Source organism: Vibrio nomapromontoriensis, from assembly GCF_050337205.1.
GTDB classification, from domain to species: domain Bacteria; phylum Pseudomonadota; class Gammaproteobacteria; order Enterobacterales; family Vibrionaceae; genus Vibrio; species Vibrio nomapromontoriensis.
On record NZ_JAKJSS010000006.1, the window covers coordinates 166541 to 190189 of the forward strand.

At 45.6% G+C, this 23649-nt stretch carries 17 protein-coding genes and 1 other RNA gene; 10 read left to right on the forward strand and 8 right to left on the reverse strand.

The features are described 5' to 3' along the window. Positions 1-2 precede the first annotated feature (2 nt). The 4 genes from L4D05_RS00940 to hemL all read right to left on the reverse strand — a co-directional run bounded on the left by L4D05_RS00940 (position 3) and on the right by hemL (position 7605). Complete coding sequence (locus L4D05_RS00940) at positions 3-3389, reverse strand: response regulator (protein ID WP_428750384.1); 3387 nt, start codon at positions 3387-3389, stop codon at positions 3-5. 294 nt (positions 3390-3683) lie between these two features. Further along, a complete protein-coding gene (gene rsmC / locus L4D05_RS00945) occupies positions 3684-4706 on the reverse strand; it encodes a 16S rRNA (guanine(1207)-N(2))-methyltransferase RsmC (RefSeq protein ID WP_428792775.1) in 1023 nt (340 codons plus the stop codon). 69 nt (positions 4707-4775) lie between these two features. Beyond that, positions 4776-5849, reverse strand: coding sequence for an AI-2E family transporter (locus L4D05_RS00950; protein WP_428750668.1), 1074 nt, complete (start codon positions 5847-5849; stop codon positions 4776-4778). Between the two features lie 463 nt (positions 5850-6312). Further along, entirely contained in the window at positions 6313-7605 is a 1293-nt protein-coding gene (hemL, locus tag L4D05_RS00955; protein WP_428750386.1) for a glutamate-1-semialdehyde 2,1-aminomutase, read from the reverse strand. Positions 7606-7904: 299 nt separating this feature from the next. Between hemL and erpA the strand changes: the two genes are divergently transcribed. The 5 genes from erpA to ilvN all read left to right on the forward strand — a co-directional run bounded on the left by erpA (position 7905) and on the right by ilvN (position 15402). Next, positions 7905-8246, forward strand: a complete 342-nt coding sequence (gene erpA / locus L4D05_RS00960) for an iron-sulfur cluster insertion protein ErpA (RefSeq protein ID WP_428750387.1) — start codon at positions 7905-7907, stop codon at positions 8244-8246. A 238-nt stretch (positions 8247-8484) separates the two neighbouring features. Beyond that, positions 8485-9597, forward strand: a complete 1113-nt coding sequence (locus tag L4D05_RS00965; RefSeq protein ID WP_428750388.1) for an efflux RND transporter periplasmic adaptor subunit — start codon at positions 8485-8487, stop codon at positions 9595-9597. A 10-nt stretch (positions 9598-9607) separates the two neighbouring features. After that, entirely contained in the window at positions 9608-12739 is a 3132-nt protein-coding gene (locus tag L4D05_RS00970) for an efflux RND transporter permease subunit (RefSeq protein ID WP_428750389.1), read from the forward strand. A gap of 430 nt (positions 12740-13169) precedes the next feature. After that, complete coding sequence (locus L4D05_RS00975; protein WP_428792776.1) at positions 13170-14906, forward strand: acetolactate synthase 3 large subunit; 1737 nt, start codon at positions 13170-13172, stop codon at positions 14904-14906. Between the two features lies 1 nt (position 14907). Further along, positions 14908-15402, forward strand: coding sequence for an acetolactate synthase small subunit (gene ilvN / locus L4D05_RS00980; RefSeq protein WP_428750391.1), 495 nt, complete (start codon positions 14908-14910; stop codon positions 15400-15402). Positions 15403-15509: 107 nt separating this feature from the next. Here ilvN and L4D05_RS00985 read toward each other — a convergent pair whose 3' ends face one another. Genes L4D05_RS00985 through L4D05_RS01000 form a run of 4 tightly spaced genes read right to left on the reverse strand, consistent with a single transcriptional unit; the run spans position 15510 to position 19110 of the window. Next, complete coding sequence (locus L4D05_RS00985) at positions 15510-16217, reverse strand: BON domain-containing protein (protein WP_428792777.1); 708 nt, start codon at positions 16215-16217, stop codon at positions 15510-15512. Continuing rightward, positions 16207-16797 (reverse strand): phosphoheptose isomerase, encoded by a 591-nt coding sequence (locus L4D05_RS00990; RefSeq protein ID WP_250615760.1) that lies wholly within the window; start codon positions 16795-16797, stop codon positions 16207-16209. The genes L4D05_RS00985 and L4D05_RS00990 overlap by 11 nt, the downstream gene beginning before the upstream one ends. A 2-nt stretch (positions 16798-16799) precedes the next feature. Further along, positions 16800-17213 carry a YraN family protein gene (locus L4D05_RS00995; RefSeq protein ID WP_428792778.1) on the reverse strand — a complete coding sequence of 138 codons (414 nt, stop codon included), beginning with the start codon at positions 17211-17213 and terminating at the stop codon, positions 16800-16802. After that, positions 17191-19110, reverse strand: a complete 1920-nt coding sequence (locus L4D05_RS01000; RefSeq protein WP_428792779.1) for a penicillin-binding protein activator — start codon at positions 19108-19110, stop codon at positions 17191-17193. The genes L4D05_RS00995 and L4D05_RS01000 overlap by 23 nt, the downstream gene beginning before the upstream one ends. A 62-nt stretch (positions 19111-19172) precedes the next feature. On the opposite strand from L4D05_RS01000, the gene rsmI reads away from it, so the two are divergent. The 5 genes from rsmI (at position 19173) to L4D05_RS01025 (ending at position 23635) form a co-directional block, all read left to right on the forward strand. Beyond that, positions 19173-20036, forward strand: a complete 864-nt coding sequence (gene rsmI / locus L4D05_RS01005; protein WP_428792780.1) for a 16S rRNA (cytidine(1402)-2'-O)-methyltransferase — start codon at positions 19173-19175, stop codon at positions 20034-20036. A 30-nt stretch (positions 20037-20066) separates the two neighbouring features. Further along, positions 20067-20473, forward strand: an RNA gene (rnpB, locus tag L4D05_RS01010) — RNase P RNA component class A. 152 nt (positions 20474-20625) lie between these two features. Continuing rightward, the gene (rsmH, locus tag L4D05_RS01015) at positions 20626-21576 is read left to right on the forward strand and encodes a 16S rRNA (cytosine(1402)-N(4))-methyltransferase RsmH (protein ID WP_428750395.1); all 951 of its coding nucleotides are present in this window, start codon (positions 20626-20628) and stop codon (positions 21574-21576) included. An 11-nt stretch (positions 21577-21587) separates the two neighbouring features. Then, a complete protein-coding gene (ftsL, locus tag L4D05_RS01020; RefSeq protein ID WP_428792781.1) occupies positions 21588-21908 on the forward strand; it encodes a cell division protein FtsL in 321 nt (106 codons plus the stop codon). Next, a complete protein-coding gene (locus L4D05_RS01025; protein WP_428792782.1) occupies positions 21905-23635 on the forward strand; it encodes a penicillin-binding transpeptidase domain-containing protein in 1731 nt (576 codons plus the stop codon). The genes ftsL and L4D05_RS01025 overlap by 4 nt, the downstream gene beginning before the upstream one ends. Positions 23636-23649 lie beyond the last annotated feature (14 nt).

Here is a 23649-nt window from a genome sequence, read left to right on the forward strand (position 1 = left end):
AATTAACTGGTTAACAACTTCTGCAGCCTGTCTCTACAGGCGATGATGTGGTCGCGCTCAGGGCCTTGTTTGTGGCAGTGCTCCAAAATGTATTCCATTGAACTCAATACAGTTCGCCAGCGAGGGGTTTTAGGCAGCGTTTCTACCCGTAAGTATTTGTCTAACGTTCGAGTTTGTAGCGTGCTTCGATCTAGGTAAACCCGCCAGAGGCCACTTTGTTCTGCAAAGGCAAACTTCGATTGTCCGGTGACATCTTCCCAGTAAGTCAATGAATTTGTCATCGCTTCTACCAGTATTTCACGCATTAATTCAGGGCGAGATTTTTGCTCGTCGCTGGCTTTATCGGCCAGTCGAGTAAACTCTCCTCCTAGCTCTTTTAATTCTTGTAGCTTGGCTTTATCCCCTTCAATGGCGTAGCTAGAAAGTGCATCAATGGCGGTTTCAAGGTTTCTAACGCGCGATACGTTAGTATTTTTACCTTGTTCAAAGATATAGACACTGCGCAGTCCAGAGCCTTCTGGTAGCGTTAAAATGTCGGCATTGATACGCTGTCTTACATCTTCTATAAAGATATCAATGTCACCGCAATAATGCTCTTGAGATAGGTTAACGAACTTAGGCGCAATGAGGTCATCCAAGCTTGAACGCTTTAGCTGTTCAACATTTCGTTTGAATAACGCTGCCGCCGCTTGATTGGCAAATTGGATTTTAAGATCATTACGTACGCACAAAATAGCTTCTGGGGCAGTGTCGAGCTGCTCAATGAGTCGCCCTTGTGTTTCCAGTAGGCTGGCTTCGACGAGAGCACGTTGCTTTAGCTCATATTTAAGACTTTGGTTTTCTGCCCGCCTTACCTCTGCCTTGCTCGCTTGCAGGTGGGCTGCAATTCTTGCCGCCAGTTCTTGTTTGCTAAATGGTTTGGATAAATAGTCATTAGCGCCAACTTCAAAACCACGAACACGGTCTTCTGATTGATTTAGCGCGGTGAGCATAATGACGGGCAGAGCAGCGTGATCGTATTGTTCACGTAGCGTTTCACAGACTTCAAATCCACTCATTCCTGGCATCATGATATCAAGTAGTAGTAGGTCTGGTTTGTCTTTTTCAATGGTCGCCATGGCTTCTATGCCATCCTTAGCGAGTGTGACTTGATAGCCTTCAAGTCGTAAAAAGCTCTCTAGAATACGCAGGTTAACTGGCTCATCATCAGCGATAAGGATTCTAGGCCCATCAGGGTTGTCAGGAAGGGTTTCTTCGTCATCGATTGCTAACTCGCTTTGTTCCGTCACTTGGTAGTGATTAGATTGCGGCACGTAAGACATGGCTTCCACTTCTTCTTGGTTAGCCAATGGCAGGGTGAAGCTGAATGTGGTTCCTACATGCGGTTGGCTACTGACGTAGAGTGAGCCACCCATTAACTCAATGAGTTGTCGGCTGATAGAGAGCCCTAGTCCTGCTCCTTGGCGATAGTGCCCTGAATCGTGTCCTGCCTGTACTAATGGTTCGAAAATATGCTCTAGCTGCTGTGCAGGGATGCCATGTCCAGTATCGACAACTTGAACGCGGATATGATCATCCATCGCAGTTGCTGATAATACGATTTTTCCTTCATTGGTGTATTTTATGGCGTTGCCGACCAAGTTATACAGTACTTGCTCTAACCGCTGCGGGTCAGCGGATACGTAAGGAATAGGTTCTAACACTTGGTTAATAATGCGAATCTTTTTATTACCCAACAGGTGCTGGGATAAGTCGAGAACAAGTTGTGTCGCACTGGTTAGGCTCACGGCGGAACGCTCTATTGCAAGGCTGCCATAGCGCATCTTGTGATAATCGAGAAGGTCATCTACAAGGCTTGCCAGCCTTTGACCGCTGTTAACAATAATATCCAGTTGATAGCGATGATTGGCGCCAATCGGGCCATTAGCACCAGATATCATGGCTTCAGCAATACCAATCATGCCATGTAGCGGTGTCCTTAGTTCATGGGAGGTAGTGGCAAGAAATTCATCTTTTAATTTGTTGGCAAGTTGTAGTTCTTCATTCTGTTTTTTAATCACAATGAGGTTTTGTTCTAGCTCTTGGTTTTGGTTCTTAATTAACTCGATTTTATCCTTGATAGAGCGGCGCATACGCTCAAAGCTTAGTGCCAGCCGACCTATCTCATCTTTGCGGTTAGCACTAATGATTGATGGCTCGAGATCACCTCCAGATGCTCGCTCGGCAGCCCATGTTAGCTTAAGAAGTGGCGAGGTAATGAAATTGGAGAGGTAGTGCGAAGCGATCACCACTAATATAATCGCGCTAAGCATAGCAATGACAAATAGCTTTTCCAGTTGACGGATACTGGCAAACGCCACGGACTCAGGCGTTTCTGCAACGAGCGCCCATGTGGTGTCTGCAAATTGAACGGGTGCGAAAGCCGCTAAGTATTGGTTGTCGAGAGTATTGCTGTAGCTTCCGACTTGAGTTTCACCTGATAGCGCTTTTTGGATGACTTGTTCGCTTTGTGTGATGCTTTTTGCGGATAACCCCATCATTTTAGCTTTGCCATCATTTCCGACCAAAAGAAGGTTGATGTCGGTGGTGCTGCCGCTATTGATGAGCTTAGTGATCCCTTTAATTGGTAAACGAAATAGTGCGTAACTGTGTAAATACCCTTGCTGAATAATCGGGGCGCCTAGCCAAGCGTATTGCTGCTCTCCTTGGGAGGCAAAGTCAGAAATGATAACCGGCGTGTATTCTTCGTTGTCCTTACGTTTTTGCGTTACTTCTTGGTCTAAAGTCGCGAAGGTAGAGCCTAATATCGATTGAGAAAAGCGGCCTGTATTGAGGTTGGTACCATAGTAATCGTGTTTGAACACCGAGTAGGTAACATTACCCGTTAAATCGACCAAGACGATATCGTCAAAGTCAGAACGCTTAAGGTGCTCCACAAATGCTCGGTGGTAGCGTTTGTGGAGCAGTCGGTAACGTTCACTGCCAACATAGCTGCTTGAGTCGGGCATGATTGAGGTTTTTACTTGATCGCCAGAGCCTGTAATGTAGCGCTCTTGTGCATGTTGTTGAGCTTGCTCTATGTCATCGCCTAAACGTTGGAATGCGTTGACTATGCCGTAAAATCGCCCACCACTGGCATAGGCAAGCTCTGAGCGCACAAAGCCCATGACTTCGGACTTCTGCGCATCAAAGTAATCGAGAACCTGCTGTTTTTTTGTATCGCGAACCGAAACAAGGTGCGTAGTGCTTTGATCGCGAAGATCTTGGCTGTGAGCATTAAGAAAAAACAGAGCAATGACAGTAAGTGGAGTGATGCTGAGCACCAAAAAGGCCATCATCAAAGTGCTCTGTAATCGTTTAAATTTCTGTTTTCTATGCAGCTTGAACATATGTAAGTCTTAGGCCGTTAAGGGGTATCTAGTGAGTAAGTGAAGATGTGCGTTTTGCTATAAAACGTCTGACCTTACTAATCTAAATACTTTTTTTACTTTAGCAAGTAAGTTGGATACAAAGCGTGTGAGGTCACTCATAATTAATGATTGCGTGAAAGCAGATTGAAGCTTGTTATGTCAGCAATAATAAAAGTGGCGGTTAAACAGGGCGTTATGAGAGGCTTGTAGAGTAGAATGGCAATACGGATGCTAATGATGAGTATTGCCGATATTCTTGTTTAGATACGCGAGTTATTTTGTTGCATGGTAGATAGTAAATTTACGATTTTTATCGAGAGTGTGGCAATGGCCAAATTGACGCTCGATGATAGGCGCGTATTTAAGGAAACTGTTCGCTACAATGAGGATATTTCCTGCGGCTTTAAGATGCGTCGGTGCATCATTTAGCAGCTCCTCAGTTGCAGAGTAACTGGTGTCTAGACCAGCATGGAATGGCGGGTTGCTCACGATGAACTGAAAATCTGACGACAGATCAGAATAGACATCAGAAGCTAAGACATCGCCTTTTAAGCCATTAGCGACTAGGGTCTGCTTACTAGACTCGATAGCAAAGGCATTAATATCACACATTTGCAGCGAAATATCCGGGTAGCGCAGGGCCATAAAAGCACCCAGGACACCAGCGCCACAACCAAAATCGAGGACTTTTCCATGCAGTGGGGGGAGGTTATTGAGTAGCAACTGGCTACCTAAATCAAACTCACCATGGCTAAAGACACCAGGTAGGCTTTTTACCACTAATTGCTGGCCGTCCAGCTCGACAGGGTAGGATTTAAACCATGATTGCAAATCAAACGATGCGGGTGCTGTTTGGCATTGCCCCCAATAAAATGAGCAACGACGTGCCGAGTCGTATTTTTTAATCACGCCGTAAGGCGCAAACATTTTTTCTACGCTTTTTACGCCTGAACGATTTTCACCGACCACGACGATTTCAGTATCTTGACCTAGCTTTGCTAACGACATGTCTAATAGCATCTGCGCTTCTGCTTTAGCTTTTGGCCAATACATTAAGATCATATCTGCGTCGATCGTGTCTGGTAAATTAGCACCAAAGTGACAGCAAAGTTGTTCCGAGCGATGCAACTGTCGGTAAGTACAGTAATTGCTAGTAAATACCGTGACTTTGTCGCAATGCTTACTCAAATCAATCGGGAATTGGTCTTCTATTTCACCGATGACCAGCACACGTTTTCCTGCGAAGTACTCAAGCTGTCTTTCGGCAATCTGGCTGGGAGCGATGTAATGCGACATGAACGTCATCTCTTGGAAACTGAAAAAGGGAGGGGATTCTCTCATAAACCCCCAGACTAAAAAAGCATTCTAGCTGTTATCTTGGCTATCTAAAAAGTCCTTAAACTCTTCTTCATACATATTGAAAAGTACGATAGTGATAGCAAAAATGATCGGGCCATAAATCAGGCCGATAAGACCAAATAAATGAATACCACCAAGCAGGGAGAAGAAAATCATCAACGTATTCATACCGGCACTACCTTGCATTAGCAGGGGTCTTAATACGTTATCAATAGAGCCCACCACCGCGATACTCCATATGGCGAGGAATATTCCCCATTGCGTTTCGCCAGTAATTAGTAAGTAAGCCGTTGCTGGAATCCAAATCAATGCGGTTCCAACCACAGGAATAAATGAGGCAAAACCCATCATTGTTCCCCAGAATAGTCCAGGGAATCCGGCTACCCACATACCAAATCCGCCAGCGGCACCCTGCGCAATTGCCGTTAAAAACGAGCCCATTACTGCCGACTTCGACACTTTTTCAATCTCGTTCAACAAGCGATCTTCTTGACTGCGAGAGAAGGGCAGAATGTGGCGAATGGCAGCAATGATTTTATCGTGATCGCGCAGTAGGAAGAACAACACAAATAGCATTAAGAAGAAATTCATGAGGAAGCTGGTGGCATCACCAAGAATTTTTGCGCTGATTGCCACTAGATTTGAACCAAGTGAGGTCGCAAATTCAGCGGCTTTTTTTGCGATGTCTTGTGGGTCAATTTTATCAAAGGGTAGGTAGTCATTAATGAAAGAGAGTCCTTTAACGACCCAAGGGTGAGCAAAGACTTCTTGAATGCCACCACCGGTCACCCAGTGATACATGTTTTGTGAAAAGACTGATCCTTGCTGAACGATGGCGCTAAAAACCAGCAGCAATGGCATGACAATAATAAAGGTCAGAATGACGCATGATAACAAGGCAACAATGTTTTTATGTTTTGGCAGCTTGTTCTCTAGCCACTCATGGATAGGGAACATCAATAGTGACAAAATAAATGCCATGACGATCGAGTTAATATAAGGCTCGACGAGCAAGTAACAGGCAAAGCCAGTTAAAAGCAGGGCGATGATGAGCACCCAGTGACTTGCTGTTACGTTCATTTTCGTTTTCACGAGTGATCCTTTTTGACTATATCGGCTGCGAAATCTGCATGCGATCAGGTGATGAGCGAGAGTTGTTTTTTCTGCGTCGCGGCGTTGCTTTACTCGTAGGCAACGGGCCATCGCTAGTACTGTTCTTTCAACTTATTACTGGTAAGCGTATTGTCGGTAAACTAAGTAATCAAATACGGCGACCAATTGAGCATATAATGGACGTAAAATATGGAGTGATCAATTTTAATTAGTATTTAGTACTGTGATTAGTGGGGGTTTTATGGGGTGCTGCAATAGCAAAGAAACGTGTCAGTCAAAGGTTAAAATTAAGCGAAAAATTCCTTGGTTCTGGCTCATGATATCAGCCATCGTGTTGTTGGCTGCCTTTCACTGGCAGGCGTAAAAAAGGGCTGATATTTCAGCCCTTAATGTCATGTTTATTTTCTACTGTACTCAGTAATTCAGAAAATTACGCTTCTTTAGCCAGCATAGCAAAACAGCGGTCAGCGGCTTCTAATGTCGCTTCGATCTCTTTTGAACCATGAGCAAGAGATAGGAAGCTAGCTTCAAATGCTGATGGTGCAAGGTACACACCATGATCGAGCATTAGATGGAAGAAACGCTTAAAGCGCTCAACATCGCATTTAGCGACATCTTCGTAGCAAGTAACACGTTCTTGATCAGTAAAGAAGAAACCAAACATACCGCCAACTTGATTGACAACCATTGGAATGCCATGTTCGTCTGCCAAGGCTTTAAAGCCATCCGCAAGTTGTTTAGTTTTGTGTGCAAGGCGCTTTTCGTTGCCTTCTTCAGACAGTAGTGTAAGGCAGGCATAACCTGCTGCCATTGCGATAGGGTTACCTGAAAGTGTACCCGCTTGATAAACAGGACCCGTAGGGGCAACATATTGCATGACTTCTTTACGACCACCAAACGCACCAACTGGCATGCCGCCACCGATGATTTTACCTAGCGTCGTTAAATCTGGCTTGATGTTGTAATACGCTTGAGCGCCACCTTGCGCGACGCGGAAACCTGTCATGACTTCGTCGAAAATAAGCAGTGCGCCTTCTTCATCACAAATTTGGCGAAGTCCTTCGTGGAAGCCTTCAACCGGTGGGATGCAGTTCATGTTACCGGCAACAGGCTCAACAATAATGCAGGAAATTTCGCCCTTGTTCGCAGCAAAAAGTGCTCTAACAGATTCAAGATCGTTAAAACGAGCCGTTAGCGTGTATTTTGCAAAATCAGCAGGCACGCCCGGCGAGCTAGGTTGACCAAGCGTTAGGGCACCAGAGCCAGCTTTAACAAGCAAGCTATCGGCATGGCCGTGGTAGCAGCCTTCAAATTTCATGATTTTGTCGCGGCCGGTGTAGCCACGAGCAAGACGAATAGCGCTCATGGTCGCTTCTGTACCAGAGCTCACCATACGCAGCTGCTCCATAGAAGGAACCAGTTTACGCACTAGCTCAGCCATGTTGATTTCCATTTCGGTTGGTGCACCAAAACTTAGGCCTCGTTGTGCGGCATCAATAACGGCTTCGCGGATAACGGCATGGTTGTGACCTAAGATCATCGGTCCCCAAGAACCTACGTAGTCAATGTACGCTTTACCATCAGCATCAAAAATCAAAGGGCCATCGGCACGCTCAACAAAGATAGGTGAGCCACCTACACCGTTGAAGGCTCGAACGGGCGAGTTTACACCACCAGGGATAGTCTCTTGCGCTTTTTGATACAGCTCTGCTGATTTGGTCATGGAGAATTCCTCTTTGCTTATTCGGACCAAGTGAGCAGCATTGTACATACCCTCACAAAATCTAGTAGTGTTTTGAGCACATTTTCGGAAATTGTCCCCTGATATCGAGGTAATGTTAAATTGCACCTGCCTAATACTTGAACGAAGCAGTCAGGTATTAGATAATCCCCAGCAATACAATTAATACTATTTGTTTATTCATCGCTTTTGATGAGTTATTAATCATCTTCGTAGGGGATGCGAGATCGCTGCCAGTCAGTGATACGTTAAATTGCGAATGAGTAGCGAGAGAGGTTCCTATGAGTGATGTAGCTATTCCTTTAAATTTTTCTGATGCCGCCGCAACGCGTGTTCAGACATTAATTTCAGAAGAAGAAAACCCAGCTTTGAAATTGCGTGTCTATATTACCGGTGGTGGCTGTAGCGGATTTCAGTATGGCTTTACCTTTGACGAAAGTGTCAACGATGGGGATACCACGATTGAAAAATGTGGTGTGACTTTAGTGGTAGACCCAATGAGCCTACAATATTTAATTGGCGGTACGGTTGACTATACCGAAGGGCTGGAAGGGGCAAGATTCTTTATCGATAACCCCAATGCCACGACAACATGTGGCTGTGGCGCTTCATTTAGCGTTTAAGTTAATAAGTAAGAAAGAGGCGAATGAGAAGTTCGCCTCTTTTTTTTGCTACCCAGATAACAAAAATCAATAAAGTATCGTAGTGTTACTGCTCTACTCTTATCCTTTTCTATGTAAAGGGTGTGCTGAAACCATGGGTCTAAGGATGTTATTCATGGTTTGAGTACTTTTATGAGTTAATTCTCGTATGAGAAAAGCTAAGTGAACACAATTGCCTGAATATTATAAGGATATAATTATGCCAACTATGCAGCCTGGCAGCTTCTTTTCAAAACGTCCCTGGCTTATTTCGCTATTATTCATCATTGGGCTGGCTGTTTGGTTAGGCCTTGGTGCTTTACGCGCAGAAGAAAATACTCAGCCGACTTCGCCAGAGGTTGCACCACTTGCAAGGGTGGTCTTTCAATCTTTTGTTGCCGAGAATATTGATAAAAAAATTGATTTATATGGCCGAACTGCTGCGGATAGAACCGCTAAGCTTGGGGCTGAAATTGCCGGAAAAATCATTGGCTTGAACGTTAAAAAGGGAGAGCAAGTTAAGGCCGGTCAAGCTATTGCTCAAATTGACAAAGGTGATCTTCCTATTCAGTTAGAGCGCGCTCAAGCGATGCTGAATGTTCGTCAGCAAGAGTTTAATGCTTCTAAATCGTTAAAGAGCCGAGGGTTACAAGGTGAGGTCGCTTATTCAACCGCCGCCGCAAATCTTACAGAAGCTAAAGCGATGGTGAGTGCAGCCAAACTAGCGTTGCGAAATACCCTCGTTAAGGCCCCATTTACTGGTATCGTTGACCAAATTGATATTGAGTTGGGGGACTTTGTGTCAATTGGCGATCCGGTTGCGATGATGATCGATTTAAACGTGTTGGTCATTGAAGCTGATGTGAGTGAGCGCCATATTCAAAACTTGTCTGTAAATCAGCCAGCGATGGTGCGTTTTATTGATGGCAAGCAAGTGACCGGTAAACTCCGTTATATCTCCAGAGTGTCTTCACCGACTACCAATACCTTTCCTATAGAAATAGAAGTACCCAATCCAAACCAGAAAATTTCGGCAGGAGTCAGCGCTGAAGTCGAGTTGGCGCTTGAGAAAAATATTGCGATAAAAATAACACCGACCATGTTGGCGTTGGATGAGCGCGGCAATCTAGGAGTCAAAACACTTCAGAGCAAAAAGGTGGTGTTTGTACCCATTCAACTTGTTAAAGCAGAACAAGATGGAGTATGGCTTACAGGACTTGGCGACCGAGTCGATATTATTGTCTTAGGGCAAGGGTTTGTTCGCGATGGTGACGCGGTAGAAGCGATTAGCGTTGAGCAAGCAAATAAAATAGCTGATCAAGCTAAGCTGTAGGAGAAGGCGCATGAATGCTTTGATTGATGCGGCGTTGTCTCGCTCTCGAACAATGATCAGTTTACTGGTTTTAATTTTAATTGCCGGAGTGGTGACCTATAACACCATTCCTAAAGAGTCGAGCCCAGATATCACGATTCCTATCATCTATGTATCGGTAGGGCACCAAGGGATCTCCCCTGACGATAGTGAACGTTTGTTAGTCCGCCCGTTGGAAAAAGAATTACGTTCAATTGAAGGCGTAAAAGAAATGACGGCAACGGCGTCTGAGGGACATGCGTCGGTAACGCTTGAATTTAATGTTGGTGTTGATCTAACACAAGCCATGGCGGATGTGCGTGACGCTGTTGATTTGGCCAAACCAAAGTTGCCAGATGATAGTGATGAGCCAACCGTTAATGAAGTGACTTTTGCCTCTCAGCAGCCTGTATTGTCGGTGGTTCTTTATGGAACCGTACCGGAACGCACGATTGTTCAAATAGCTCGGCAACTGCGCGACAAACTGGAGAGCTACCGACAGGTCTTGGAAGTGGATATTGCGGGTGATCGCGATGACATCGTCGAGATAGTCGTTGACCCACTATTGATGGAAAGTTATGGCTTAGATCAAGGTGATATTTACAACCTTATTGCACTTAATAACCGTGTGGTTGCAGCAGGGTTTGTTGATACGGGCTATGGACGCTTTTCTGTTAAAGTCCCCTCAGTGTTCGAAACCCTAAAAGATGTGTTAGAGCTGCCTGTTAAGGTCGATGGCAAGCAGGTAATTACCTTCGGGGATGTGGCGACCGTTCGTCGTGCATTTCGAGACCCAGACAGTTTTGCGCGCCTCGATGGACAGTCTGCTGTTGTTCTTGATGTGAAAAAACGCGCCGGCGAAAATATTATCGAGACGGTTGCTTTGGTAAAAGAGGTAATGCATCAAGCGTCGCTGCTTCCAGAGTGGCCAAACAACTTACAGGTAAAATACACCAAAGACGAATCGAAAGACGTTAAGATCATGCTTAATGATCTACAAAATAATGTGTTGTCGGCAATTATTCTTGTCGTGATCGTGATTATTGCCATTCTCGGTGTTCGAACTGCGATGCTGGTCGGGGTGTCGATCCCTGGCTCGTTTTTGACTGGGCTATTGGTACTATCAGTATTTGGCTTGACCGTAAATATCATCGTCTTATTCTCGCTTATTATGGCCGTTGGTATGCTGGTTGACGGAGCGATAGTGGTCACCGAGTTTGCCGATCGTCGAATGCAAGAAGGCACGCCGAGAAAGCAAGCTTACGCCGACGCAGCTAAGCGCATGGCATGGCCGATCACCGCCTCAACGGCGACCACACTCGCCGCTTTCGCGCCCTTATTGTTCTGGCCAGATACCACTGGCGAGTTCATGAAGTTCTTACCACTGACCTTGATTGCGACCTTAACCGCCTCATTAGTTATGGCGCTGCTGTTTGTACCGGTTCTTGGCGGGTTATTTGGTAAGCCTCAATACGTGTCTAGTGCACAGCAAGCTAAGATGGTGGCACTGCATGAGGGAGATTTTGATAAGGCAACGGGCATCACTAAGCTTTATTACCACACGTTAGCCATTGCGATTGTGCACCCATTTAAAATATTACTGCTAGCGATTTTGATTGCGATTGGTGTCGGTGCCGCTTACAACAAAGCGGGTTTAGGGGCTGAGTTTTTCCCTGAGGTGGACCCGCCGTATTTTAACGTCAAAGTACGCTCTCATGGTGATTTATCGATTAATGAAAAAGATGAAGTCATGAGGGTCGTTGAGAAGGTGATGCTCAATCATGATGAATTCGAAAGTGTCTACACGAAAACCGGCGGTAAAAGTGAGATTGGTAATATCCAAATTACGCCTGTTGATTGGCAAGACCGCCGCCGAGTTAATGTCATTATCGAAGAGTTAAAGCAAACGACGAATCAGTTTGCTGGGGTAGAAATTGAGTACAAATTCCCTGATGCGGGGCCACCGGTCGAGCATGACTTAGTGATTGAACTGTCAGCCCGCTTCCCAGAGCGTCTTGATGAGGCGGCGAAAGTGATTCGACGTTGGGCCGACAGTAACGAGAAGCTCACCAATATTAGTGACTCATCCAGTAAACCTGGTATTGATTGGCAGATAGATATTCGTAGAGATGACGCTGCTCGATTTGGTGCTGATGCTAGTTTAGTCGGAAACACGGTGCAGTTTGTAACAAATGGACTAAAAATTGGCGACTACCTTCCAGATGACTCGTCAGAAGAAGTGGATATTTTAGTTCGCTTCCCAAGTGATAAGCGCGATATTGGTCGTTTTGATGAACTACGTGTGAAGACTCCAGCAGGTTTGGTGCCGATTACCAATTTTGCGGAAATCACACCTCAGCATAAGCAAGATACCATTGAGCGATTAGATGGTATTCGTATCATTAACGTTAAAGCAGACATGGCAGAGGGCTACAATCTCGCAATTGAGCTACCTGAGTTCCAGCAATCATTAGATGCACTTGAGCTTCCGCCTGGTATTGATGTGCGAATACGAGGTCAAAATGAAGAGCAAAAGAACTCATCAGAGTTTTTACAAAGTGCGTTTTTAGTGGCGCTTGCTGTTATGGCGTTGATTTTAATTACGCAATTTAACAGCTTCTATCAGGCATTTTTAATTTTGAGTGCGGTGATATTTTCTACGGTGGGTGTGTTTGCAGGACTGCTGATCTTCCAACGCCCCTTTGGCATTATTATGTCGGGCATTGGGGTGATCGCTTTAGCTGGTATTGTAGTGAACAATAATATCGTCTTAATTGACACCTATAATCAGTTGCTAAAGCGCGGGTTAGATAAACGAGAAGCGATATTAAGAACGGGAGTTCAGCGTTTGAGACCTGTACTGCTGACGACTGTCACGACGATATTGGGATTAATGCCGATGGTATTAGAAATGAACATCGATCTTATTAATCAAAAAATCGAATTTGGGGCGCCTAGCACCCAATGGTGGTCGCAGTTAGCAACGGCTATTGCGGGCGGCCTGGCCTTTGCCACGGTATTAACATTAGTGCTTACTCCTTGTTTACTGATGTTAGGAAGAAGCACATACGACACGAAAGTGAAGAAAAGGCGACACTGGCTCTTTTGGCGAAAAAGCGCATAAACAGTTACTCTCAATCATTTTTCATTTAAGGCTCCGAAAAGGAGCCTTTTTTATTGCCATGAAACGATGAATGCGGTGGCTTTCATCGTTAGTGTTAATAGGTTTTTGCACCTAAAGAGGATGAGTGAAAGTTTTTTATCCTGAACTTAGAGGTTAGTTGAGATTATATGCCGGGTTAGCTGCCTAATTCGTCACAATTTGTTGTAAATGATAGGGAATGAAGACGAGTCTCTTTTTTGCGATCAAAACAAGGTTAGACCTTGTGATAAGAAAGCGTTACAGTTGTTGCGTAAACGATGTGCTTGTTATGACTGGCACAACGACATAGCCGAAAAGTGAGTGATTTCGATTAGGCTACGAATAAGCCCTAACTATGTAAGACCAGCTCTTCAAACTACCTGTTTGTCGAGATAACTGGTAAGGAGAAAATATGCAAAACCCAACCCCAGACATGTTATCTGGCGCTGAAATGATCGTTCAGTCCTTGATCGATGAAGGCGTACAGCAAATCTTTGGCTACCCAGGTGGCTCTGTACTTGATATCTATGATGCCCTTCATCAAAAACAAGAAGATATTCAACACGTATTAGTTCGACACGAACAAGCGGCGACGCATATGGCCGATGGTTATGCTCGAGCAACAGGTAAGCCTGGAGTCGTGTTGGTCTGTTCTGGTCCAGGTGCGACCAATACCATCACCGGCATTGCTACCGCTTATATGGACTCGATTCCAATGGTTGTACTGTCTGGTAACGTACCTAATAACCTTATCGGTAATGATGCATTCCAAGAGTGTGACATGGTGGGGGTATCCCGCCCGGTCGTCAAACACAGCTTTTTGCTTAAACGCGCAGAAGACATTGCCGATACCATAAAGAAAGCCTTTTACATTGCGTCAACAGGGCGTCCTGGTCCTGTGGTGGTTGATATTCCTAAAGACGTAATGAACCCTCAGATTAAATTCCCTTATGAATACCCAGAGACGGTTGCATTGCGTTCATATAATCCAACGACATCGGGTCATAAAGGGCAAATTAAGAAAGCGCTTAAAGCGATCTTAGAAGCGAAAAAGCCAGTACTTTATATTGGTGGTGGCGCGGTGATGGCGGAAGCGGAACAGCATATTGCTAAGTTTGCTGAGACTTTAAACTTACCAGTAGTGAGCACGTTAATGGGACTGGGCGCGTTTCCTGGTACGCATAAAAACGCGTTAGGCATGCTGGGTATGCACGGTACGTATGAAGCGAATATGGCGATGCACGATGCCGACCTTATTTTTGGTGTCGGTGTTCGTTTTGATGATCGTACCACCAACAATTTAGAGAAGTACTGCCCGAACGCAAAAGTCGTACACATTGATATTGACCCATCTTCTATATCGAAAAATGTTCGAGCGGATCTGCCTATCGTAGGCTCTGCCGATGTGGTACTCGACTCCATGCTTAAATTGTTGATTGAACAAGGTGGCACCAATGACGCACAAGCAATTGATGCTTGGTGGACGGACATTGCAAGCTGGCGAGATCGTCAATGCCTAAGCTATGATAAATCAGATGAAAAAATCAAACCCCAACAGGTTATTGAGGTGCTTCATAAACTGACAGGTGGCGATGCTTATGTAGCATCGGATGTTGGTCAGCACCAAATGTTTGCTGCACTTTACTACCCATTTAATAAGCCAAGAAGATGGATTAATTCGGGTGGTCTAGGCACGATGGGCTTTGGCTTCCCTGCTGCGATGGGGGTGAAGTTTGCTTTCCCTGATGAAGAAGTGGTTTGCGTCACTGGCGATGGCAGTATTCAGATGAATATTCAAGAGCTTTCGACAGCAATGCAATACGACATTCCTGTTAAAATTATTAACTTGAACAACCGCTTTTTAGGTATGGTAAAACAGTGGCAAGATATGATTTATCAAGGCCGTCACTCTAACTCTTATATGAGTTCGGTACCTGATTTTGCCGCGATTGCTGAGGCGTATGGGCATGTTGGTATTCGGATTTCTCACCCAAATGAACTTGAAGAAGGTCTTAAGAAAGCGCTTTCGATGAAAGATCGTCTGGTTTTTGTTGATATTAATGTTGATGAAACAGAGCACGTCTATCCAATGCAAATCAAAGGCGAAGGCATGGACAAAATGTGGTTGAGCAAGACGGAGAGAACTTAATATGAAGCACATTATTTCACTACTAATGGAAAACCAACCGGGTTCATTATCACGCGTGGTTGGCTTGTTCTCTCAACGTGGTTACAACATCGAATCTTTGAACGTATCGCCGACTGAGGATGAAACTCTGTCCCGTCTTAATATCACGACGGCGTCGAGCGAAATGCAATTGGAGCAAATTCAAAAGCAGCTACATAAATTGATCGATGTCCTGAAAGTTCAAGAAGTCACTGCCGTTGAGCATATTGAGCGCGAGCTGATGATGGTAAAAGTAAAAGCTAGTGGCTTTGCTCGGGCAGAAGTTAAACGTACTGCGGATATTTTCCGCGGCCAAATCGTAGATGTCACTGCATCACAATATACGGTGCAATTGGCGGGAACCAGTGAAAAGCTTGATGCTTTCATTACGGCGTTATCTGAAGTTACGGATGTAGTGGAAGTGGCGCGAAGTGGTATTGTTGGTATTGCTCGTGGTGAGCGAGCACTTAAGGCCTAACGACCACAGAGCATAAATACAGTCCAATAAAAAACCAGCCTGTTGATGACAGGCTGGTTTTTTTTGTTTCTGGTAAAGCAAGCAAGGTCGCCGTCTGTGATTGACTTTTAACCTTCCACTTCTACAAAAGGTGCTGGCTCTTCAATAATCGGTCGCATCGGCTCTTCCTCTGTAGTAACAGGCGCTGAGTTGACACTCTGTTGCGTACTCTGAGTTTTTTCCGGTTCTGCTTCGGCTTCAGTATTGAGTTTTTCTTGCGTTTCACTGAATTGGAAGGCACGGATAACTTGAGAGACGCCTGATATCTTACGTGCTATTTCAGTGGCGATATCGGCATGTTCTTTAGAGACATAGCCGAGTAAAAACACTTCTTTGTTTTCAGTGATGACTTTTATTTTTACACCATTTAGGCGGTCGTCAGTCAATAATGCTGACTTCACTTTTGTCGTTAACCAGCTGTCATTACTCATTTGGGTAAAGCCAAGCGGGCTATTAATTCGCACTTGATTGTAAACTCGCTTTACACCATTAAGCGCGGACACGCGTGCATAGAGTGTGTCTCGTAACTCTTCGGTCTGAGCTTGTCCCATTAATACGACAGTGCCGCGCTGTGAACTCGCGACTACGCGAACTTTGCCAACAAATGGTGCTTTATTGGTTATCCCCGCAACTTCTGACTCTAATGCGCTGTCGCTCCATAGCTCTTTAGCTGAGCGAGTATCGGTAACTTCAAACAACCCAGCGCAACCTGAGAGCGCCAAGCTCATCACTAGTAAGGCGACGGTTTTGTAGATATTCATAGCGTTACTCTTCATGAGCAGGGAATAGAACCTGATCGATAAGATCGCACAGGCAGTGAAGAGTGACCATGTGGACTTCATGGATTCGAGAGGTACGGTGAGAGGGAATACGGATCTCAACGTCATTCTCGCCCAGCAGTCCTGCCATTTCGCCACCGTCTTTGCCGGTGAAAGCGATAATCGTCATGTCTCGGGTTACTGCAGCTTCCATCGCTTTCAGGACGTTTTTGCTGTTACCACTGGTAGAAATGGCAAGCAAAATATCGTCGGTTTGCCCGAAAGCACGCACTTGCTTGGCGTAGATATCTTCAAAATTATAGTCGTTGGCGACGGCGGTCATCGTGGTGTTGTCTGTGGTTAGTGCCATGGCGGGAAGACTTGGTCGCTCGGTCTCAAAGCGGTTAAGTAAACACGAAACAAATTGCTGGGCATTAACGGCAGAGCCACCGTTTCCACAACAAAGAATTTTATTGCCATTAAGCAGGGTCGCAACCATCGCTTGTGCAGCGTGGGTGATGACATCAGGCAGCGCTTCTGCTGCCGCAATTTGAATTTGAATGCTTTCAGTAAAGCTTTCTTTAATGCTATCGCGCATGGTTATCCTTGAGTAATCGCGTTTTTTATCCAGTCAATGTCTTCGCCGTTGTTATGAATGGCGACGACATCAAATCGAAATTCAGTATCGTAAGGTGACAAACCGTTTTTCATCAGCCAAACCATGGCTGCTTTTTGTAGTTTTTTTGCTTTGGATGCAGTGACCATCTCTTGGGCATGACCATATTGACGGCTTTTTCGGTATTTTACCTCAACAAAGACCAAGCATGTAGCATCTTGCATGATGAGATCGAGTTCGCCACATTTAACCGTGTAGTTTTTTGTCAGCGTATTTAGGCCGTGTCGACCCAAATACGCTTGCGCTAGGTCTTCATAATGTTGACCTAGCTGTCGTTTATTTTTTGGAGCGTCTTGCTCGATACTCGCTCGGGTTTTATTCCACAGTTGCCGTATCATTTGGTTCCAATTCACTACTTTCGTCGCTGCTATTGACGGCAGTAGTGTTATCGGTAGCACTGTCGGCAGCATTAGTGGTTTGTGATTTAGCTTGACCATGGACGCCCCATGCAATTTGTCGTTGAACCACACAGTTGCTATCTATCGAAAGGGTTCCTGTTTGACCATTAACAGAATAACCTTCTACGGCTTTAAGCTGCGGCAGCTCTTTGGTTAGGGCATACGCATCCATTCCCAATGCTTGTAAGCGTTTCTCGGCATTTGAGCTCTTTGGCCAAAACTTGGTCATTTGGGCGTCAAGTTGCTCGTCTTCTTCAATTAGCATCGGAATGTCGCTATATACAACGCCAGTGAGATCTTCATATTGGCGCTTGCTTGAATTGCTGTGAGAGTCTGCAAACAATTTCGGTTGGCTTGCATCTGGATTAATCGCGACTTCGATAAATGGTTTGATCAGCGTAAGATCGGCGCCGTTAGCAACAATATAAACCGAGTCAATATCGCGGCGGCTTCTTGGTTGGTTCTCTAATTTAAGACCCGTTAGCGTTTCCATTTGCGCAATACGCTGTTGGCTATCTTGTAGCCCAAAGACATTGTTAATCGTTTTTTGTAACTGAGCGCGATTGCTGTATTGAGCGACTGCAATCTTATTGGTGCTTAGTTTTCCCCACTCTTCTTCAAAGGCTTTAACGACGCGATTACCAAGACTGCTTTTAGGCGTAAGGATCAGTGGGTAGGCATAGTTTTCTTGTGCGAGATGTTTTGCCGCCTGTGAGACTTCTTGCTCAGGAGATAAGGTCAAGTAGCACATCGACTGACTTGGTTCGATAGTGGTGGGGATATTCAGTGCAAGAGCCGGAATTGGAGTCTCTGTTGCCAACTGAGCTTGCTGTAATTTTTCAACATTTTCTTTGATAAGCGGGCCGACAATGAAGTCGACATCATTAGCAATGAGTCGCGCTTTGATATCCGCTGGCGTGGTTTCGTTAGTATCGATGACAGTGAAGGTTGCATCAGGATCGCGTTGCTCATCGTCCATCGTCGCCATCATGAAACCATCACGAACCAATTGTGCTTGTTTAGCATACTTACCCGTTAACGGCAGCAATAGCGCCGTACTATGGGGGGTAGAAATCTCAAGGCTCAAAATATCATAGATACTTTGTGGCGTATAAAGCGCTGCTGGGTGGTTGCCATTCTCCGCTAACCACTTTCCAAGCGTATTTTGTAGCTGAGGCAAGCTACTGCCCAGCGCTTTCATGTAACTGGCGAGCTGCACCCAACCATCAAGAATTTCTTCTTCTGGTTTTATGTCGAGTTGCGACAGCTGATCGGCTGAATATTGATTAAGGTTGTGCCAAATGTTGTCGTTAATGATTTGCTGCTGTTCACGTGGAGCGAAACCTGACATGGCAATATACTCACGGCTTGACTCTACGTAGTCACCCATGAGCGCTAAGCTTTGGCCGCGCAAGTTGTGATACTGCATCCATTGCTGCTGCAGCAAAGGCCACTCTGCTGGCAGGTTAAGCTGTAGGTAAGCGTCTTGAGCTTTACCTTGCGCAAGATTAAGTTCAGCGCGCGCCAATTGCCATTCGGCTTGTTGAATGGTGCTCAAGTTTTGTTTGGCTAAACGGTTAGATAAGCGCTGCGCTTGTTCGTAGTTGCCTTCTTGGATTGAAGCTTTAAAGGCAAGGATGAGCCACTCATTGGCAAAGCTGCCTTGATCACTATCGGCACGCATTAAATACGTTTCAGAAGAGGCGGTAGGTGCCATTGTGATATCAACACTGGTTGGCGCACTGGGTTGCGTTGAACACGCGGCAATGGACAGTGCCAGTGCGATGGGTGTCAGCAGGCGCGTTACACTATTTTTTTTACGGTTCATCATTGCCATGAGCTCTTTAATCACTATTCGTGTAAAATCATTATATTAATCGTTGAAGTGATGGTAAACAAATGACAAGCAACAAAACCATTCATATTGAGCAACCAACGCTCTTTATTGTGCCAACTCCCATTGGGAACCTTGGTGATATTACACATAGGGCACTAGAGGTGTTGCATAGTGTGGATATTATTGCCGCTGAAGACACCAGACATACTGGTAAACTTCTTTCTCACTTCAATATACAAACTAGAACATTTGCGCTCCATGATCACAACGAGCAGCAAAAAGCACAAGTTTTAGTTGAAAAATTGTTAGCTGGCGAGTCTATCGCATTGGTATCTGATGCGGGTACGCCATTAATCAGCGATCCAGGATACCATCTTGTTTCGCAATGTCGTCAAGCTGGCGTTAAGGTTGTGCCATTACCGGGTGCGTGCGCAGTGATTACCGCGTTAAGTGCATCGGGCTTGCCTTCTGACCGCTTTAGTTTTGAAGGTTTTTTGCCTGCAAAAAGTAAAGGACGGAAAGATAAGTTTTTAGAAATTGCCAAAGCTGAGCGTACCTGTATTTTCTATGAATCACCACATCGTATTACTGAATCTTTGGCAAATATGCTTGAAGTATTGGGGCCAGATCGTGAAGTGGTGCTGGCTCGTGAGCTAACAAAAACCTTTGAAACTATCCAAGGCTTGCCGCTGGGTGAACTGATTGAGTGGATTGCAGAAGACGATAACCGTAAACGTGGTGAGATGGTATTGCTTATACATGGCCATCGTGAAGCAGCGGTTGAAGGCTTACCTGATGAGGCGCTAAGAGCGTTAGGTATTTTAGTTAAAGAGCTGCCATTAAAGAAAGCCGCAGCGATGACGGCTGAGATTTATAACCTGAAAAAGAACGCACTTTACAAATGGGGACTAGAAAACCTTGAGTAATTGCTCGCGCTCCTATACAATCCGCGGCCTGAAGTTGACCAGATAGTCGCTGCTTCGTTGACGTCCCCTTGAGCTTGTCTTGGGGGAGACTGACGGAGGGGAGGAAAGTCCGGGCTCCACAGAGCAGGGTGCCAGGTAACGCCTGGGGGGCGCAAGCCCACGACAAGTGCAGCAGAGAGAAGACCGCCGATGGCTCTATTTCTTCGGAAAGAGCACAGGTAAGGCTGAAAGGGTGCGGTAAGAGCGCACCGGACGACTGGTAACAGTTCGTTGCAGGGTAAACTCCACCCGGAGCAAGACCAAATAGGCTTTCACATTGCGCGGCTCGCGTAAGGAAGCGGGTAGGTTGCTTGAGCCAGTGAGCGATTGCTGGCCTAGACGAATGGCTATCACCGCTTAGGCGGATACAGAACCCGGCTTATAGGTCAACTTCACCTTTTAAGAAAAACCCATTACAAATTGATTTTGTGATGGGTTTTTTGCTTTTTTATCACCTATCTTTACGTTAGGCTGAACTTAACCAGATGACGTTACTTCGTGAAATCAGTACACTTGTCATCTTTGCCCTAAGCAACTCTTGAGATCACCCATGAGCGAATCCTTTCAACACGTTTCAGTTTTACTGCATGAATCCATCGACGGCCTAGCCATTAAGCCTGACGGTATCTATATAGATGGCACGTTTGGTCGTGGTGGTCATAGTCGTCAAATTCTTTCACAATTAGGTGAAAATGGTCGCCTTTATAGTATCGACCGTGATCCCCAAGCAATTGAGGAAGCCGGTAAAATTGATGACCCTCGCTTTACCATCATCCATGGTCCATTTTCTGGGATGGCGGAATACGCAGAGCGTTATGATTTAGTTGGTAAAATTGATGGTGTATTGCTCGATCTTGGCGTGTCTTCGCCACAGCTTGATGATGCGGAACGTGGTTTTAGCTTCATGAAAGATGGGCCTCTAGATATGCGAATGGACCCAACGTCGGGTATGCCGGTATCTCAATGGTTAGCCGAAGCGGACTTGGATGATATTACTTGGGTTATTCGTGAGTTTGGCGAAGACAAACATGCTCGCCGCATCGCAAAAGCAATTGTGGCTCATCGTGAAGATGAAGAAAAAGAGCCGCTTACGCGCACTAGCCAGCTTGCTAAGTTAATTTCTGAAGCGGCCCCAAAAAGTTTTAAAGAGAAAAAACACCCTGCGACACGTAGTTTTCAAGCGTTTCGTATTTACATCAACAGCGAACTTGATGAAATCGATACCGCACTAAAAGGCGCAGCGAGTATTTTAGCACCGGAAGGACGTTTATCGGTGATCAGTTTTCACTCGTTAGAAGACCGTATGGTGAAGCACTTTATTCGTAAAGAGAGCCGAGGCCCACAAGTGCCTCATGGAATTCCGATGACAGAAGCTCAAATCCGTGCGTTAGGTAGCGCTAACCTCAAAGCGGTGGGTAAAGCGCTAAAACCGACCGATCAAGAAGTGGAAGTGAATACTCGCTCAAGAAGCTCAGTGCTTCGTGTTGCCGAAAAACTGTAACGGACAAGTGGATGTCTAACGAGCCTAAGCATAATCTTGCGAAAGTTATCTTTTTCGACCTCATTACTGTGGGTCGATTGCCTCTTATTGTACTTATGCTTATTTTTGCGACGGCGATGGGAGTGGTGTTTGCCACTCACCATACCCGACAAGCCGTGAACGAAAAAGACATGGCTTTGCAAGAGCGGGAAAGATTAGATAATGAGTGGCGAAACTTGTTGTTAGAAGAGAATGCCCTCTCTGAACATAGCCGTGTTCAAGCTATGGCTAAGCAAGAGCTTGATATGAAGCGTCCAGATGCAAGCAAGGAAGTAGTGGTTTCTCTCAAATGAAAGGAAAAAAAACTAGCAACCCCACCAAGAAAAAACCAACAGCTCAACCTCAATCACCAACAATGATACCGTGGCGCTTTCGTACGGTTTTAGGGGCGGTCATTGTTATTTTTATCGCTCTGTTGGCACGAATTGGTTATATCCAGGTGATTGAGCCTGATAACTTGATTAGGCAAGGGGATCTCCGTTCTGTCCGAGTCAAAGCCTTGCCATCAGCGCGTGGCATTATTTCCGATCGTAACGGTGAGCCACTTGCGGTCAGCGTGCCTGTTCAAGCGGTTTGGGCCGACCCTGCGACTATTTTTAAAGATGGTGGTTTTCAAGAAATTGATCGCTGGCATGCCCTTGCTGATGTTTTAGGGTTGGAGCGCCAAGGATTAATCACCAAGATTAACAAGAATAAATCACGCCGCTTTATCTATCTTCAGCGCCAAGTCAGCCCGGCGATGGCTAAGTATATAAAAGAGCTAAAACTATCCGGGATAGGCCTAAAAGCAGAATCTCGCCGTTATTATCCGGCAGGGGAGGTGAGTTCGCACTTAGTGGGCGTGACGGGTATTGATGGTCATGGACTTGAAGGGGTCGAGCGTAGTTACGATAAATGGTTAACGGGTGAAGCAGGTAAGCGAATTATTCGTAAAGATCGCTATGGACGGGTCGTTGAAAATATCTCCCTTGAAGAGCGTGAAGAAGGCAAACCATTAGAGTTAACGATTGACCAACGCCTACAGGCGATAGCTTATCGCGCTATTAAGCAAGCGGTCGCAGACTACCGTGCCACATCGGGTAGCGCGGTGATGATTGATGTTGAAACTGGTGCGGTACTTGCCATGGTGAATGCGCCCTCTTATAACCCTAACAACCGAATGTCTCGCCAGTCATTTACCATGCGAAATCGTGTGATTACCGATTCGATGGAACCGGGGTCTACGGTGAAACCGTTTGTTGTGCTAGCAGCATTAGAAGCGGGCACCGCAGATGACAAAACGGTGATTGATACTGGCAACGGTATTATGCAAATTGGCGGTAGCCGAGTTAGGGATACATCTAAAGTAGGGAAAGCGGATCTTGCTAAAATACTACAAAAGTCGAGCAACATTGGTGTAGCGAAGTTGGCATTAGATATGCCATTAGAAGCGCTACTGGGAATGTATAGCTCGATTGGTTTTGGGCAAGTATCTGGACTTAATCTTATTGGTGAGGCGTCGGGGATTTTTCCAAATCGCCGTCGTTGGTCTAAATTTGAAATTGCGACACTAGCGTTTGGTTACGGTATCTCAATTACGCCGTTGCAGTTGGCACATGCGTACGCGACGTTAGGCAATGCTGGTCTGTACCAGCCAGTGCATATCATTGAAAATAATCAACAAGATCTCTCCAAACAGGTCATGGAGCATGATAATGCTTTGCAAGTACTGCACTACCTTGAAGGGGTCACTAAGCCCGGTGGAACCGCCACCCGAGCGGCGGTTCCTGGGTATCGTGTTGCGGCTAAAACCGGGACATCGCGTAAGGCGAGTGCGGGCGGATACAGCGATGAATATGTCGCGTTAACCGCAGGGGTTGCCCCGGTCAGTCGGCCTAGAGTGTCATTGGTGGTTGTGATTAATGAACCGCAGGGTGATCAATACTACGGCGGCTCTGTCGCTGGACCTGTATTCTCAGAAATTATGAAAGGGGCGCTGCAGATTTTAAATGTTGCGCCTGATGAAAATCAGTTTCAATAAAAGTGAGCTATTTC